The sequence below is a fragment of the Pseudomonas sp. P1_F7 genome, from assembly GCF_056405655.1.
Window position 1 is genome coordinate 101,529 of record NZ_JBFUBR010000017.1, and the last position, 16,704, is coordinate 118,232.

Annotated in this window: 10 protein-coding genes and 1 pseudogene; 9 read left to right on the plus strand and 2 right to left on the minus strand. The window is 59.6% G+C overall.

Annotated elements, in window-relative coordinates:
* Positions 1-22: 22 nt before the first annotated feature.
* The 6 genes from AC1D1M_RS24145 to AC1D1M_RS24170 all read left to right on the plus strand — a co-directional run bounded on the left by AC1D1M_RS24145 (position 23) and on the right by AC1D1M_RS24170 (position 10,326).
* On the plus strand, positions 23-1,750 hold the full coding sequence (locus AC1D1M_RS24145) for an autotransporter assembly complex protein TamA (RefSeq protein ID WP_477777547.1): 1,728 nt from the start codon (positions 23-25) through the stop codon (positions 1,748-1,750).
* Entirely contained in the window at positions 1,747-5,418 is a 3,672-nt protein-coding gene (locus AC1D1M_RS24150; RefSeq protein WP_477777548.1) for a translocation/assembly module TamB domain-containing protein, read from the plus strand. The genes AC1D1M_RS24145 and AC1D1M_RS24150 overlap by 4 nt, the downstream gene beginning before the upstream one ends.
* 141 nt (positions 5,419-5,559) lie before the next feature.
* Positions 5,560-6,033, plus strand: coding sequence for a MarR family winged helix-turn-helix transcriptional regulator (locus AC1D1M_RS24155; protein ID WP_477777549.1), 474 nt, complete (start codon positions 5,560-5,562; stop codon positions 6,031-6,033).
* Complete coding sequence (locus AC1D1M_RS24160) at positions 6,030-7,499, plus strand: efflux transporter outer membrane subunit (protein WP_477777550.1); 1,470 nt, start codon at positions 6,030-6,032, stop codon at positions 7,497-7,499. The genes AC1D1M_RS24155 and AC1D1M_RS24160 overlap by 4 nt, the downstream gene beginning before the upstream one ends.
* Before the next feature lie 15 nt (positions 7,500-7,514).
* Positions 7,515-8,717: an EmrA/EmrK family multidrug efflux transporter periplasmic adaptor subunit gene (locus AC1D1M_RS24165; protein WP_477777551.1), complete on the plus strand. Its 1,203-nt coding sequence runs from the start codon at positions 7,515-7,517 to the stop codon at positions 8,715-8,717.
* A gap of 79 nt (positions 8,718-8,796) precedes the next feature.
* Positions 8,797-10,326 (plus strand): DHA2 family efflux MFS transporter permease subunit, encoded by a 1,530-nt coding sequence (locus AC1D1M_RS24170; protein WP_477777552.1) that lies wholly within the window; start codon positions 8,797-8,799, stop codon positions 10,324-10,326.
* Positions 10,327-10,386: 60 nt separating this feature from the next.
* Here the strand turns inward: AC1D1M_RS24170 and lpxH are convergent.
* Positions 10,387-11,031 (minus strand): annotated as a pseudogene (lpxH, locus tag AC1D1M_RS24175) (UDP-2,3-diacylglucosamine diphosphatase); the annotation flags it as partial.
* Positions 11,028-11,531, minus strand: coding sequence for a peptidylprolyl isomerase (locus tag AC1D1M_RS24180; RefSeq protein WP_477777553.1), 504 nt, complete (start codon positions 11,529-11,531; stop codon positions 11,028-11,030). The pseudogene lpxH and the gene AC1D1M_RS24180, both read right to left, overlap by 4 nt.
* Positions 11,532-11,798: 267 nt before the next feature.
* On the opposite strand from AC1D1M_RS24180, the gene AC1D1M_RS24185 reads away from it, so the two are divergent.
* The 3 genes from AC1D1M_RS24185 (at position 11,799) to AC1D1M_RS24195 (ending at position 16,563) form a co-directional block, all read left to right on the plus strand.
* Positions 11,799-13,496, plus strand: a complete 1,698-nt coding sequence (locus AC1D1M_RS24185; protein WP_477777554.1) for a glutamine--tRNA ligase/YqeY domain fusion protein — start codon at positions 11,799-11,801, stop codon at positions 13,494-13,496.
* 43 nt (positions 13,497-13,539) lie between these two features.
* Positions 13,540-14,922, plus strand: a complete 1,383-nt coding sequence (cysS, locus tag AC1D1M_RS24190; RefSeq protein ID WP_007970481.1) for a cysteine--tRNA ligase — start codon at positions 13,540-13,542, stop codon at positions 14,920-14,922.
* Between the two features lie 513 nt (positions 14,923-15,435).
* Positions 15,436-16,563 carry an acyltransferase family protein gene (locus tag AC1D1M_RS24195; RefSeq protein ID WP_477777555.1) on the plus strand — a complete coding sequence of 376 codons (1,128 nt, stop codon included), beginning with the start codon at positions 15,436-15,438 and terminating at the stop codon, positions 16,561-16,563.
* The last annotated feature ends 141 nt before the right edge of the window (positions 16,564-16,704 follow it).

Sequence of the window (16,704 nt, forward strand, 5' to 3'; positions counted from 1 at the left end):
GCTCGTGATAGCATCCGCGCCTATGAAGTTTCCAGGAAGAATTACCAGCAGCGTACTGATGCTGATTACCAGCTGTGCGGCGCTGGCTCAGAGTGAATTGGATGTACGGATCAAACCGTCCAATGATGAGCTGAAGGCCAACATAGAAGGCTATATCGGCAGCCTCGGCGATCGCGACGAACAGGCGTTGCTGCGCTTCAGCCGTGGCGCCGAAGAACAGGCGCGCAAGGCCGCCCAGGCCTTGGGTTATTACCAGCCGCACATCGACAGCGAAGTGAAGGGTGGCGACAAGCCGCGCCTGGTGCTGACGGTCGACCCCGGCGAGCCGGTGCACTTGCGTAACGTCACGGTGCGTGTCGACGGTCCGGCAGCCTCCCTCAAGTCCTTTCGAATCCCCAAAAGCGACGCGCTCAAGCCCGGCGCCGTGCTCAATCATGGCCGTTACGAGGACGCCAAGCGCCTGATCCAGAATCAGGCTTCGCGGTATGGCTTTTTCAGCGGCCACTTCACCCGTTCAAAATTGTCGGTCGACCCGCGGGCCGGCGTCGCCGATATCGAACTGATCTATGAAAGTGGTCCGCGCTATACCTTGGGCAAAGTCAGTTTCGAGGGGGATACGCCGTTCGATGACGAGCTGCTGCAACGCATGGTGCCATTCAAGGCTGGTACGCCATATGACTCGGAACTGATCGCCGAACTCAATCAGAACCTGCAGTCGAGCGGTTACTTCGAAGGCGTGCGGGTGGACGCGGCGCCGGCGGCGTCCAAGGACGATGCGATCCCGGTGGACGTCAAACTCGAAACCCGCAAGCCCCGGACCATGGGCCTGGGCCTGGGTTTCTCCACCGACGTCGGTCCACGGGCCAAGGCCAACTGGACCCGGCACTGGGTCAACGCGCAAGGGCACAGTTATGGCTGGGAGACCGAAGTCTCGGCGCCGCGGCAAAACGTCGGGCTGTTCTACGACATTCCGCTGGACCCGCCACTGACCGACAAACTGCGTTTTGCCGGTGGCTACCAGAATGAAGAAATCGCCGATAAGGACACCCGCAGCAAGCTGTTGACCCTCGGCCCCGAATGGCACAGCAAGTTGCCCAGCGGTTGGCAACGGGTGGTATCGCTGAAGTGGCAACGCGAGGACTACCAACTGGGCGACGACTCGGGCCTGAGTACCTTGCTGATGCCCGGTGTGAGCTATTCGTACCTCAAGAGCGACAACCGCATCGACCCGCATAACGGTTATCGGCTGCAATTTGAATCCAAAGCGGCCAAGGAAGGTTTGGGTTCCGACAGCAACCTGATCTACGGCACGGCGCTGGTCAAAGGCCTGACCACGGTGTTCGACAACCATCGTTTCCTTGGACGCGTGCAGGTCGGCGGCAGTGCCACCAACGGCTTCAAATCGGTGCCGCCATCGCTGCGCTTCTTCGCCGGTGGCGATCAGAGCGTGCGTGGTTACGACTATCAGAGCCTGTCCCCGGAAAACTCCAACGGCGACCGCATCGGTGGCCGTTACATGGTGGCTGCCAGCGCGGAGTATCAGTATTCCATTGCCGAAAAATGGCGGATCGCGACCTTTGTCGATCAGGGCAACTCCTTCAACACACTCGAACTGCCGAGCCTCAAGACCGGGGTCGGTATCGGCGTGCGCTGGGTCTCGCCGGTGGGGCCGATCCGCCTCGACCTGGCCCACGCGCTGGACGACGATGGCGGCATTCGACTGCACTTTTCCATGGGGCCTGAGTTGTGACGCGTGGTTTGAAAGTAGCGCTGCTGGCGATAGCAGCACTGTTGATGCTGGTTGTCCTGACGCTGGCCACAGTGTTGGGCACCGCGACGGGCAGCCGCTGGGCATTGGGTTTCGTACCGGGTTTGACCCTGGACAACTTCCAGGGCCGGCTGGGCGGGCAGTGGAGTGCCGACCGGGTGTTGTGGCAGCAGGACAACAACCGGATTGAACTGAGCAAGGTGATTTTCGCCTGGTCGCCGTTGTGCCTGACCCGCAGAACCCTTTGCATCGAGCAGTTGCAGGCCGATCAGGTCAGCCTGCAATTCCCGCCGGGTGCCGAGGCGCCAGGCAGCGGGCCGATCACGCTCCCGGAGCTCAAGTTACCGTTGGCCATCGAATTGGGCGAGGTCAAGGTGGGCCGCCTGCTGTTCAATGGCAACGAAGAGCTCAAGGGCTTGCAACTGGCGGCGCACTGGACGGCGGCTGGTTTGAAGATCGATTCGGTGTCGTTACAGCGCGATGACCTGAGCCTGAACCTGTCCGGTCTGCTACAACCCTCCGGCAACTGGCCCCTCGGCGCCTCCGGCAATTTGACCCTGTTGTCGACGCCTGAACCCCTGGCGCTGGCATTGAAGATCGACGGCGACCTGCTGAAGACCCTGAACCTGAAAGCCGACAGCAGCGGTTACCTCAACGGGCAACTGACTGGCGAACTGCAACCGCTGGTGGAAAACCTGCCGGCCCAGGTGCGGATCACCGCCGATGGCTTCAAGCCCAGTGCCGATCTGCCGGACACCCTGCAACTCAATCAGCTTGAGCTCACGGGTGCTGGCGACTTGAAGAACGGCTATGCACTTCAAGGCAAAGCCACGTTGCCCGCCGAACAAGGCCCGGTCGCCTTGGCACTGCAAGGCAAGGTCGACGCCAATGGCGCACAGATCGCCGCGCTGGACCTGATCGTCAACGACAAGCAAAGCCTCAAGCTCACCGGACAGCTGGATTGGAGCAAAGGCCTGAGCGCCGAGGCGAAGATCGACTGGCTGGACTTCCCGTGGCACCGTCTCTATCCGTTGATCGACGAGCCGGAGGTGGCGTTGCGCCGCTTCAACGGTGAGGTGTCCTACACCGACGGCAAGTACCTCGGTCATTTCGACGCCGCGGCGGATGGTCCGGCCGGCGCTTTCACCCTGGCCAGCCCTTTCGCGGGCGATCTGACGAAAATCTACCTGCAACAGATTCAACTCCAGGCCGGGCAGGGCAAGGCCGAAGGGCACCTGAACCTGCAATTCGCCGACGGCATTGCCTGGGACACCGCGCTGGACTTGTCGGCGATCAACCCGGCGTACTGGGTCGCGGAGCTGCCGGGCACACTGGCCGGGCCATTGCGCAGCCAGGGCGAGATGAAGAACGAAGTGCTCAGCCTGAATGCCGACCTGGACCTCAAAGGCAAACTGCGCGGTCAACCAGCGGTGATCCAGGCCAAGGCCGATGGTCGCGGCGAGCAATGGAACCTCAACGCCCTGCAAGTTCGCCTCGGCGACAACAGCATCACTGGCAAGGGCAGCCTGCAACAGAAACTCGCCGGCCAGATCGATCTCAAGCTGCCGCGCCTGGCCCAGCTCTGGCCGCAACTGCGCGGCCAACTCAATGGCCGCGTGGATGTCGCCGGCACACTCAAGGCGCCCCAAGGCAAGCTTGACCTGCAAGGCTCGCAATTGGTGTTCCAGGACAATCGCCTGCAAAGCCTGAACCTGGACGCCACGCTGGACAGCGCGCAACGGGCGAAGATCGACCTCAAGGGCAGCGGCATCCGGGCGGGCGACACTTCACTGGGAACGCTGACTGCCAGCGGCCAGGGCGACATCAAAAACCAGAAGCTGAGCCTCGATCTGCAAGGGCCGAAGTTGAAACTGGCCCTGGGCCTGGACGGTGCGCTGGACAAAGGCAATTGGCGCGGACGTCTGGCCAGCGGTGATATCCAGGCCGGTGGCCAGGACTGGAAGCTGCAAGGGCCGGCGAAACTCGAACGGCTGGCGGACGGCAAAATCAACTTTGGCACCCACTGCTGGGCATCCGGCCAGGCCAGCCTGTGCGGTGAAGACTCGCGCCTGATGCCCGAGCCGAAGCTGCGTTATCACCTCAAGCAATTCCCGATCGACAGCCTCGCGCAATGGTTGCCGAAGGATTTCGCCTGGCAGGGTCGACTCAACGCCGACCTGCAACTGGACCTGCCGGCCAGTGGCCCGAATGGCCAGATCAGCGTCGATGCCGGCGGTGGCACCTTGCGCATCAAGGAAAAGGACCAGTGGCTGGACTTCCCGTACCAGACCCTGAAACTCACCAGCAAACTCACGCCCAAACGCATCGACACCGAGCTCAATTTCGTCGGTGGCAAACTCGGCGAACTGATGGTGCAGGCTCAGCTCAATCCGTTGCCGAAGAACAAACCGTTGAGCGGCTCGTTCCGCTTGAGCGGGCTCGACCTGTCGGTGGCGCGGCCGTTTGTGCCAATGGTCGAAAAGCTGGCCGGGCGCCTGAATGGCAGTGGCACGATTTCCGGCGGGCTGTTGGCGCCGCAGGTCAATGGCAGTCTGCAACTCAGCGATGGTGTGGTTGCCGGGCCTGAATTGCCGATGGAGTTGCAAAATCTGCACGTTCAAGCGCTCATCGCCGGTGAAAGCGTGCAACTGAACGGCGGCTGGAACAGCGGCAAGGCCGGGCAGGGCAGCCTGAACGGCAACATCGCCTGGGGTCAGGCGTTGGTGGTGGATCTGGCGCTCAAGGGGTCGCAGTTGCCGGTCACCGTCGAGCCTTACGCCAAGCTTGAAGTCGCTCCGGACCTGAAAATCTCGATGAAGGATGACGAGTTGGCCATCGCCGGCAAAGTGCTGGTGCCCAAGGGCGAAATCACCATTCGCGAGTTGCCGCCATCGACAGTCAAGGTCTCCGATGACACGGTGATCGTCGGTCAGCAAACCGAGGAGGGCAAGCCGCCGCTGGCGATGAAGATGGATATCGAAGTGGTGGTCGGCGAGGACAAGCTGAGCTTTGCAGGATTTGGTCTGACCGCGAATGTGCAGGGGCATGTGCACATCGGCGACAACATGGACACCCGTGGCGAGCTATGGCTCAACGACGGGCGATACCGCGCCTACGGCCAGCGGCTTTCGGTGCGCCGGGCACGCTTGCTGTTTGCCGGCCCCATCGATCAGCCGTACCTGGACATCGAGGCCATTCGCAAGACCGACGACATCATCGCCGGCATTCGTTTGAGTGGCAGCGCCGAACAGCCGACCACGCAGATCTTCTCCGAGCCGGCCATGAGCCAGGAGCAGGCCCTGTCCTATCTGGTGCTCGGGCGTCCGCTGAGCAGCAATGGCGAAGACAACAACATGCTCGCCCAGGCGGCCCTCGGTCTGGGCTTGATGGGCAGCTCCGGGGTGACCAGCGGCATCGCCAAGAACCTGGGCATTCAGGACTTCCAGCTCGACACCCAGGGCAGTGGCGATGCCACCAGTGTGGTGGCCAGCGGCAATATTTCCGAGAAGCTCAGCCTGCGCTATGGCGTTGGCGTGTTCGAACCGGCCAACACCATTGCCTTGCGCTACAAGCTGAGCAAAAAGGTCTACCTCGAAGCCGCCGGCGGCGTGGCGAGTTCGCTGGACATCTTCTACAAGCGGGATTTCTAGGCCCGCTTAAATCTTTTTTGCATTATCCGACGCCATTGATCAGCTATTTACCAAGCATGCTAACTATTGCGTTGACATTCGCTGCCTAGGCAGTAACATCTCGACATACATTCACTGCCTAGGCAGCTAATTGGTGGTCAGATGAAACATTTCTCTCCAGAAGATTTCCAGAATTGCCATCTCGGCCTGCTGCTCGGACGTGCCGCGCTGCTCAAGGACCGGATCATCGACACCCACATGGAACCCCACGGCATCACCGCCGCGCAGTTCAAGGTGTTGATCATCATGGCCCAGTACGGCGTCGATTCGCCGGGCGAGTTGTGCCGTCACCTGTCCCTCGACAGCGGCTCGATGACGCGCATGCTCGATCGTCTTGAACAGAAGGGTTTCCTTGCCCGCCAACGCTCCGAGGCGGATCGCCGTCAGGTGCAGCTTGTGCTCACGGAAGAAGGGCAGAAGCTCGCCGGGCTGTTGCCGCACATCGGCGCCGAAGCCATGAATGAACTGGCCGGTGCCATCACTCCGCAAGAGTTGAAAACCCTGGAGTTGATCCTGAAGAAAATTTTGCTGGCAGCCGGTGACGCGATCACCCTGCTGCGGGTAGGTGACAAATGAGCAGTAACCCCTTGCGCACCGGCCTGAGCCTTGTGCTGTTGGCCATGAGCGTCGCCGGTTGCGCCAATTACAGCGGCCTGAAAACCGAAGGTGTCAGCCTCGACGCGAAGACCCTCAAGGCCGGGCAATCCCTCAGTGGTGTGACTTTGTCCCCCGCCGCCTGGCCGAAAAGCGACTGGTGGAAAAGCCTCGGCGACCCGCAACTCGACGGCCTGATCCGCGAGGCCCTGCGCGACAGCCCGGACATGCAGATCGCTGACGCCCGTGCCCATCAGGCCAGCGCTGCCGCTTCCGCCGCCGACGCCGAGCGGATGCCGACCCTGGATGCCAGCGCCGGTGTCAGCCGCTCGCGCCTGGCCCGGGACCAGGACCCGCGCGGGCAGGGTGACGCGTACGCCACCGTTCGCAATATCAGCACCAGTTTCAACTACAACTTCGACCTGTGGGGCGGTCAGCGCGATGCCTGGGAAGCGGCCCTCGGCCAGGCCCGCGCCGCCGAAGTCGACCAGCAGGCTGCGCAACTGACCCTGGCCGCCGATGTCGCCCGGGCCTATAGCGATCTCGGCCAGGCACACATCGTCTACGACCTGTCCAACGAAGACCTCAAGCGCACCCGGCAAATGCTCGACCTGAGCCAGCGGCGCCTCACTGCCGGGATCGACAGCCAGTACCAGTTCCAGCAGACCGAAAGCCTGGAAGCCACTTCCCAGGCCAACCTGATCGATGCCGAAAAGCGCTTGAACAGCGCGAAAATCGCTCTCGCGGTGCTGCTCGGCAAAGGCCCGGACCGCGGCAATGAAATCGCCCGCCCGAACATTCTTCAGCCGGGTGCGGTAGCGCTACCTTCGGTGCTGCCGGCCGAACTGCTCGGGCGTCGCCCGGACCTGGTGGCCGCGCGCTGGCGGGTCGAGGCGGCGAGCAAAAGCATCGACGCGGGCAAGACCCGGTTCTATCCCAACTTGAACCTCAGCGCCGCTGCCGGTGCCGAATCCTTGTTGGGCGATGCGATGTTTGGTTCGGCCAGCCGCTTCTTCAACATCGCACCGACGATCTCGGTGCCGATCTTCGATGGCGGCCGCCTGCGCGCCGACCTCGATTCGCGCGACGCCGATTACGACCTCGCCGTGGCGCAGTACAACAAAAGCCTGGTGAAGGCGCTGGGGGATGTCAGTGACAGCATCAACCAGCTGCGTGATATCGGCCGGCAGATCGCTGCCCAGCAGCACGCCACCGACATCGCCCAGGATTCCTACAACACCGTGGTCCAGCGTTACGGTTCCGGCATCGGCAACTACCTGGACGTGCTCAGCATCGAGCAGCAATTGCTCCAGGCCCAGCGCCAGCTGGCCAACCTGAATGCCGAGCAGATTGATCTGTCGATCCAACTGATGCAGGCGCTGGGCGGCGGTTTCCAGCCTGAGGCCATTGCCTCGGCCACCGCCACGCCAGCCACGCTGACCCACTAATTCAAGGTACTTGTCATGGCCACTGCCGATACAACTCAACCCCCTGAAAACACTCAAGGCAATCCCAACTCGGGCAAGCGCAAATTCATGCTGTTGATCCTGGCGGCCGTCGTCGTGCTCAGCGGCGCGGGCGTCTGGGCCTATCACGAGTTCTACGGGCGCTGGAGCGAAAGCACCGACGACGCCTATGTGAACGGCAACGTGGTGGAAATCACCCCGCTGGTCACCGGCACCGTGGTCAGTATCGGCGCCGACGACGGCGACCTGGTCCATGAAGGCCAGGTGCTGGTGAACTTCGATCCGAACGATGCCGAAATCGGCCTGCAAAACGCCCAGGCCAATCTGGCCCGCACGGTGCGTCAGGTGCGCGGTTTGTACAGCGATGTGGATGGCATGAAAGCCCAGGTCAACGCCCAGAAAGCCGAAGTGCAAAAGGCTCAGGACAACTTCAGTCGGCGCAAGAACCTCGCCGCTGGTGGGGCGATTTCCCAGGAGGAGTTGTCCCACGCCCGCGACGACCTGACCTCGGCGCAAAACGCCCTGGCAAATGCCGAGCAAAAGCTCAAGACCACCAGTGCGCTGGTCGATGACACCGTGGTTTCATCGCATCCGGACGTGATGGCCGCCGCCGCGCAACTGCGCCAGGCCTACCTGAACAGCGCCCGAAGCACCTTGATCGCACCGGTGACCGGTTACGTGGCCAAACGTACCGTACAGCTTGGCCAGCGCGTGCAACCGGGTACCGCGCTGATGGCGGTGATTCCGCTGGATCAGCTGTGGATCGACGCCAACTTCAAGGAAACCCAGCTGCGTGACATGCGCATTGGCCAACCGGTGGAGATCGAGACTGACCTCTACGGCAGCAGCGTCAAATACAGCGGCACCATCGACAGCCTCGGTGCCGGGACCGGCAGCGCCTTTGCCCTGCTGCCGGCGCAGAACGCCACCGGTAACTGGATCAAGATCGTGCAGCGCGTACCGGTGCGGATCCACGTCAACGCCGAAGAACTGGCCAGGCACCCGTTGCGGGTCGGTCTGTCGACCATGGTCGATGTGAACCTGCGCGACCAGAGCGGCCCGGTTCTGGCGCAACAGCCGCCGCAAAAGGCTTCGTTCAGCACCAATGTCTACGACCGTCAGTTGGCCGAGGCCGACGCGATGATCACCCAGTTGATCCACGACAACAGCGCTGCAGTCAGCAAGACCGCGCAACGCTGATTCGCCAATCCGTCAGCTGCGCCGGTAACCGGCGCAGCGCGAGCCCCGCTCCAAAAAATTCAGCTCCAAAGGATTCGCGATGAGCAATAACGCGTCTTTCACGCCGCCCAGCCTGCTGCTCAGCACCATCGGCCTGTCGCTGGCGACCTTCATGCAAGTGCTCGACACCACCATCGCCAACGTGGCGTTGCCGACGATTTCCGGCAACCTGGGTGTGAGTTCGGAGCAGGGCACCTGGGTGATCACTTCGTTTGCGGTGAGCAACGCCATCGCCTTGCCGCTGACCGGTTGGCTCAGTCGTCGTTTTGGCGAGGTGAAGCTGTTTGTCTGGGCGACACTGCTGTTCGTTCTGGCCTCGTTTTTGTGCGGGATTTCCACATCGATGCCGGAGTTGGTGGGCTTTCGGGTCTTGCAGGGGGTAGTGGCCGGGCCGCTGTACCCGATGACCCAGACTCTGCTGATTGCGGTTTACCCCCCAGCGAAGCGGGGGATGGCACTGGCGTTGCTGGCAATGGTCACGGTGGTCGCGCCGATTGCCGGGCCGATCCTCGGCGGCTGGATCACCGACAGCTACAGCTGGCCGTGGATTTTCTTCATCAACGTGCCGATCGGCCTGTTCGCGGCATGGGTGGTGACCCAACAGATGAAAAAGCGCCCGGTGGTCACCAGCCGCCAACCGATGGATTACGTGGGCTTGATCGCGCTGATCATCGGCGTCGGCGCGTTGCAGATCGTGCTCGACAAGGGCAACGATGCCGACTGGTTCGAGTCCAGTTTCATCGTGATCGGTTCGGTGATCTCGGTGGTGGCCCTGGCGTTCTTCGTGATCTGGGAAATGACCGACGAGCACCCTGTGGTCAACCTGCGCCTGTTCGCCCATCGCAACTTCCGTTACGGCACCATTGTGCTGATTCTGGGGTACGCCGGGTTCTTCGGGATCAATCTGATCCTGCCGCAATGGTTGCAGACGCGATTGGGCTACACCGCGACCTGGGCCGGTTTTGCCGTGGCACCGCTGGGGATCCTGCCGGTACTGCTGTCGCCGTTTGTCGGCAAGTACGCACCGCGATTCGACATGCGCGTGCTGGCGGGCGGGGCGTTCCTGGCCATCGGCCTGAGTTGCTTCATGCGCGCCGGGTTCACCAATGAAGTGGACTTCCAGCACATCGCCATGGTGCAGCTGTTCATGGGGATCGGCGTGGCGCTGTTCTTCATGCCGACCCTGACCATTCTGCTGTCTGACCTGCCGCCGAGCCAGATTGCCGATGGCTCGGGGCTGGCGACGTTCTTGCGGACCCTGGGCGGCAGTTTTGCGGCGTCATTGACCACCTGGATCTGGATTCGTCGGGCCGATCAACACCATGCCTACCTGACCGAAAGCATCACCCCGTTCGATCCTGCGACCCGAGAAGCGCTGACCAACCTGGGTGGAGCAGGGGCCAAGGCCTATACGCAACTGGATCAGATGGTGATCAGCCAGGCGTACATCATGTCCACGGTGGATTACTTCACCTTGCTGGGCTGGATGTTCTTCGGGTTGATATTGATCGTGTGGCTGGCGAAGCCACCGTTTACCGCCAAGGCCGGGCCTGCTTCGGCAGGGCACTGATTAGCCAGGATCGCAGCCTTCGGCAGCTCCTACAGAGGCATGTGTACACTCTGTAGGAGCCAACACAATGCGCCGGGCCGCTTGCTCGCCAAGCTGCAATTTGTGAATCGCCGGGCGGTGGGTGTGCCCGTGGATCAAGGTCTTCACGCCGAATGCCTGCATGATCCGCGGAATCTCTTCAGGCGTGACATCGACGATGTCGTTGGCCTTCATCCGCGTTTGCGCACGGCTTTCACTGCGCAGCTTGCGCGCCAGCTTGTGCCGGGTGCGCAGCGGCAGATGCCGCAGGATGAACAGGGTGATCGGGTTGCGCAGATAGCGGCGCAGCTTCATATAGGCTTCGTCGCGGGTGCAGAGGCTGTCGCCGTGCATCAGCAGCACCGGCTCGCCGTTGAACTGCACGACACTCGGATCTTTCAACAAGGTGCAGCCGGCTGCTTTGCAGAAGGCCTTGCCGAGCATGAAGTCGCGATTGCCGTGCATCAGGAAAATGGCCGTGCCGCTGTCGCTGAGGTCGCGCAGGGCCTGGCAGATGGAGCGCTGGAAGGGTGTCATGGCGTCGTCGCCAATCCACACCTCGAAGAAGTCGCCCAGGATGTACAACGCACTCGCCGAGCGGGCGCGTCCGGCGAGCAAATCCAGAAACGCCCGGGTAATGTCCGGGCGCTCCTCTTCCAGATGCAAATCTGAAATCAGCAATATCACTCAATGATCTCGGCTTTCTCGATGATCACGTCGTCTGCTGGTACGTCCTGGTGGCCGGACTTGGAAGTGGTGGCCACGCCTTTGATTTTGTCGACAACGTCGGTGCCTGCGGTCACTTTACCGAATACCGCGTAGCCCCAGCCCTGCACGTTCTTGCCGCTGTGGTTCAGGAAGCTGTTGTCCGCCACGTTGATGAAGAACTGTGCGGAAGCCGAATGCGGCTCCATGGTGCGGGCCATGGCGATGGTGTATTTGTCGTTGGAAAGACCGTTGTCAGCTTCGTTCTGGATGCTTGGACGCTTGTCTTTCTTTTCTTTCATGCCTGGCTCGAAACCGCCGCCCTGGATCATGAAGTTACCGATGACACGGTGGAAAACGGTGTTTTCGTAGTGACCGGCTTTAACGTACTCGACGAAGTTGGCCACGGTGATCGGGGCTTTGTCGGCGTTCAGTTCGAGGACGATGTCGCCATGGTTGGTAGTCAGTTTGACTTGGGTCATGATCGGTACTCTTTTGAGATGAAGCATATCTAAGGAATTCGTGGTTTTGGGACATTCCATCCCGCAACCGGTTCAGCCTGTCTCGGCCAAGGTGCGCAGTTTAGCGTGACAGGCACGAATTTCGAGGCTGTTTTTTCATTTACGGCCTATTAAATGCGACGGTTTACAGAGTGCGCTCTGTCAGGTACTTGACGGCATCGGCTATGATAGCGGCTTTGTTTTGTCCGGCCTTCATTACGGCCACGCACTTGTACGTTCAAGGATCCTATGAGCAAGCCCACTGTCGACCCTACCTCGAATGCCAAGACCGGCCCTGCCGTGCCGGTCAACTTCCTGCGGCCGATCATCCAGGCAGACCTGGACTCGGGCAAGCACACGCAAATCGTCACCCGTTTCCCGCCTGAACCCAACGGCTACCTGCACATCGGCCACGCCAAGTCGATCTGCGTCAACTTCGGCCTGGCCCAGGAGTTCGGCGGCGTCACGCACCTGCGTTTCGACGACACCAACCCGGCCAAGGAAGACCAGGAATACATCGACGCGATCGAAAGCGACGTCAAATGGCTGGGCTTCGAGTGGTCCGGTGAAGTGCGCTACGCCTCGCAGTATTTCGACCAGTTGCATGACTGGGCCGTTGAGCTGATCAAGTCCGGCAAGGCCTACGTCGATGACCTGACCCCGGAGCAGGCCAAGGAATACCGTGGCAGCCTGACCGAGCCGGGCAAGAACAGCCCGTTCCGTGACCGTTCAGTTGAAGAGAACCTGGACCTGTTCGCCCGCATGAAGGCCGGCGAGTTCAAGGACGGCGCACGCGTGCTGCGAGCCAAGATCGACATGGCCTCGCCGAACATGAACCTGCGCGACCCGATCATGTACCGCATCCGTCACGCTCACCACCACCAGACCGGCGACAAGTGGTGCATCTATCCGAACTACGACTTCACCCACGGTCAGTCGGACGCCATCGAAGGCATCACTCACTCGATCTGCACCCTGGAGTTCGAAAGCCACCGTCCGCTGTACGAGTGGTTCCTCGACAACTTGCCGGTGCCGGCCAACCCGCGCCAGTACGAGTTCAGCCGCCTGAACCTGAACTACACCATCACCAGCAAGCGCAAGCTCAAGCAACTGGTCGATGAAAAGTACGTCAACGGCTGGGACGATCCGCGCATGTCCACGCTGTCGGGCTTCCGCCGCCGTGGCTACACGCCGAAGTCGATCCGCAACTTCTGCGAAATGATCGGCACCAACCGTTCCGACGGCGTGGTCGACTTCGGCATGCTCGAATTCAGCATCCGCGACGACCTCGACCACAGCGCCCCGCGTGCCATGTGCGTATTGCGTCCGCTGAAAGTCGTGATCACCAACTACCCGGAAGGCCAGGTCGAGAACCTCGAACTGCCGTGCCACCCGAAAGAAGACATGGGTGTGCGCGCACTGCCATTCGCCCGTGAAATCTACATCGACCGTGACGACTTCATGGAAGAGCCGCCGAAGGGCTACAAGCGCCTGGAACCGGCCGGTGAAGTGCGTCTGCGTGGCAGCTACGTGATCCGTGCCGACGAAGCGATCAAGGACGCCGATGGCAACATCGTCGAACTGCGCTGCTCGTACGATCCGGACACCCTGGGCAAGAACCCGGAAGGTCGCAAGGTCAAAGGCGTGATCCACTGGGTGCCAGCCGCCGCCAGCGTCGAGTGCGAAGTGCGTCTGTACGATCGTCTGTTCCGTTCTCCGAACCCGGAGAAGGCCGAAGACAGCGCCAGTTTCCTGGACAACATCAACCCTGATTCGCTGCAGGTACTCACTGGTTGTCGTGCTGAACCCTCGCTGGGCAACGCACAGCCGGAAGACCGTTTCCAGTTCGAGCGCGAAGGTTACTTCGTCGCCGATCTCAAGGACTCGAAACCAGGTCAGCCGGTATTCAACCGTACCGTGACCCTGCGTGATTCGTGGGGCCAGTGATTTAGCGACAGGCCTGACCGGCTTTTATAAATAGGCAATAAACGTGCTTACGATCTACAACACGCTCACCAAGAGCAAAGAAGTCTTCAAGCCGCTGGATGGCAACAAGGTGCGCATGTACGTGTGCGGCATGACCGTGTACGACTACTGCCACCTGGGCCACGGCCGCAGCATGGTCGCGTTCGACCTGGTGACCCGCTGGTTGCGCTTCAGCGGTTACGACCTGACTTATGTGCGCAACATCACCGACATCGACGACAAGATCATCAACCGGGCCAACGAGAACGGCGAGTCGTTCGAAGCGTTGACCGAGCGCATGATCGCGGCGATGCACGAAGATGAAGCGCGCCTGAACATCAAGAAGCCGGACATGGAGCCGCGTGCCACCGATCACATCCCGGGCATGCACGCGATGATCCAGACCTTGATCGACAAGGGCTACGCCTACGCCCCGGGCAATGGCGACGTGTACTACCGCGTCGGCAAGTTCATGGGCTACGGCAAGCTGTCGCGCAAAAAGATCGAAGACCTGCGCATCGGCGCGCGCATCGAGGTCGACGAGTCCAAGCAGGACCCGTTGGACTTCGTGCTGTGGAAAGCTGCCAAGCCGGGCGAGCCGAGCTGGGAATCGCCGTGGGGCGCCGGGCGTCCGGGCTGGCACATCGAGTGCTCGGTGATGTCGACCTGCTGCCTGGGCGAGACTTTCGACATTCATGGCGGCGGCAGCGACCTGGAGTTCCCGCACCACGAAAACGAAATCGCCCAGAGCGAAGCGGCCACCGGCAAGACCTACGCCAACGCGTGGATGCATTGCGGCATGATCCGCATCAATGGCGAGAAGATGTCCAAGTCCTTGAACAACTTCTTCACCATTCGCGACGTGCTCGATAAGTATCACCCGGAAGTCGTGCGTTACCTGCTGGTGTCGAGCCACTACCGCAGCGCCATCAACTACTCGGAAGACAACCTCAAGGACGCCAAGGGCGCCCTGGAGCGTTTCTACCACGCGTTGAAAGGCCTGCCGAACGTGGCGCCAGCGGGCGGCGAAGCCTTCGTCGAACGCTTCACCCAGGTGATGAACGACGACTTCGGTACGCCGGAAGCCTGCGCGGTGCTGTTCGAGATGGTCCGCGAGATCAACCGCCTGCGCGAGAGCGATCTCAACGCAGCGGCCGGCCTGGCGGCCCGTTTGAAAGAACTGGCCAGCGTGTTGGGTGTGTTGCAGCTCGAAGCCGATGACTTCCTGCAGGCCGGCGCCGAAGGGCGTGTGGATGCCGCCGAAGTCGAGGCGCTGATCGCTGCGCGTCTGGCAGCACGTGCCGGTAAGGACTGGGCCGAGTCCGACCGTATCCGCGACCAGCTCACCGCCATGGGCGTGGTGCTGGAAGACGGCAAGGGCGGCACGACCTGGCGTCTGGCTGACTGATTGCCTTGTTGGCTATAAAACAAAACCCGCCTTGTGCGGGTTTTTTTATTACATAACTTATTGTTTTACATGAATTAAAAAAATGTGTGCGGTATTAGCCCCACATTGAGCCCCACACAGATTGCTTGCGTGAAGGATAGCTAGTTTGCCGGGGGAGGTACCAGAGCCCACCTAGCCGCCCTATTGACCTGGTGCGGCAAATGAACAGCCAGTTGGCTGCGCACACTCATGTTCCTGGACCGGCGCCGAGTCCGAGTGATGCGGCAGCATTCATAGCTGATGCCACAAGAGCTGCATCACTTCCTGCCAAGCTACAAACAATCACGCTCTAAATATTTCGGAGTTCGCTTTCGGTGGTGATAAATTTGAAGTGTTTGCAGTAGTCTGCTTGATTGCTTGTGTGTTCTATGTTTCTCGCTTCTTTTACGGCTTGGGAAACAGACAAAGGAGCCAGCCTCCGCTTCGCCCGTGCTAACATTTTGCACAGATTTTTCTGTGGAAGGGGGCGAGACTGTGCATCAGAAAGAAAACAGCATTGATGCGGCGCGAGGTGTAGCAATTTTACTGGTGATGTTTGTGCATACATCACAGCTTGTACCCGGTATAGGAGAGCTGGCTAGAAAATTCATAGGGCTGGGCCAGTTCGGGGTTCAGCTGTTTTTTGTGGTATCTGCTTATACACTTTGTATGTCATTCGAGCGTAGAAGTGGCGAGAGGAATAGCGTGTCTGCATTCTATATTCGCCGTTTTTTCAGAATTGCGCCTTTGTATTATATGGGTATAGTGATTTATTTTGTTGTTAGATATTTGGATAGTCAGTATTCAGCTACTGCGCTTTTTGGTGTGGGTAGTTATAACTTAAAAAATATAATGGCTAATGTTTTTTTTGTTCATGGGTTTGTGCCTGGTGCGAATAATACGATTGTGCCAGGCGGTTGGTCGATCGGAACGGAAATGGCGTTTTATTTAATATTCCCAATGCTTTTTCCTGTTGTAAAGAAAGTCGTTAAGCATAGAGATATAAAATTTTTAGCGCTGCTTCTTATCTCCGTTTTGGTGGTTAATCTAATTCTGGAAAGGGAGGTTTTAAGCAGGGTTTTTAAGGTGCAGTTCGTAAACAACGGCTTTCTTTACTTTAATATAATTAATCAGCTTCCGGTTTTTCTTGTTGGGATGGGGGCATATTTTTATTTTAAAGATAACAGGGATGACATATCTAATTTGCATCTGGCTATTGTTTCTGCTGTGGTCGGGATTCTGCTGGTTGGGTGTTGGTTTTGGGTATCTGAATCGGCAGCCGCTTTTACGCCAGGGCTCTCCGCGGTTCTTTTCACCTCTCTGATGGAGTTGGTGTCGAGGATAGGTAGTCATAAGGCCGCTATAGGAAAAATCGGTCGCCTGTCATTCTCTATGTATATATTTCACTTTGTCTTTGCTTGGAATGTTGTGCCTTTGTTTTTTGGCCATTTTTTTAGTGATATCAATCCCTTGCTTAAGTTCTTGGTGTCTTATGTTTTGGTGGTTCTCTTTACTTATTTAATTGCCGTTATTACCGAGAGGTTGATTGAGCGGCAAGGTATTAGTTTCGGTTATAAACTAATTCAGAAAATTCAATGCGCTCCGCAAAAATATAGTGTGTAGAACTTGCGTCATTCGTGACAGGGGCTTCGGCCCCTATTTTTTTGTGCGCCAGGCATGGCGCATTGCGCGTAAGCGCAACCAACTTGGCTGTGGTGGCCTCGCTGGTGACTTGGAGGTGAAAGTCCTCTAGATACCACTGGG

Coding starts and splice junctions, on each gene's coding strand:
- AC1D1M_RS24145 (WP_477777547.1), top strand. CDS start 23: ATGAAGTTTCCAGGAAGAATTACCAGCAGCGTACTGATGCTGATTACC.
- AC1D1M_RS24155 (WP_477777549.1), top strand. CDS start 5,560: ATGAAACATTTCTCTCCAGAAGATTTCCAGAATTGCCATCTCGGCCTG.
- AC1D1M_RS24160 (WP_477777550.1), top strand. CDS start 6,030: ATGAGCAGTAACCCCTTGCGCACCGGCCTGAGCCTTGTGCTGTTGGCC.
- AC1D1M_RS24165 (WP_477777551.1), top strand. CDS start 7,515: ATGGCCACTGCCGATACAACTCAACCCCCTGAAAACACTCAAGGCAAT.
- AC1D1M_RS24170 (WP_477777552.1), top strand. CDS start 8,797: ATGAGCAATAACGCGTCTTTCACGCCGCCCAGCCTGCTGCTCAGCACC.
- AC1D1M_RS24180 (WP_477777553.1), bottom strand. CDS start 11,531: ATGACCCAAGTCAAACTGACTACCAACCATGGCGACATCGTCCTCGAA.
- AC1D1M_RS24185 (WP_477777554.1), top strand. CDS start 11,799: ATGAGCAAGCCCACTGTCGACCCTACCTCGAATGCCAAGACCGGCCCT.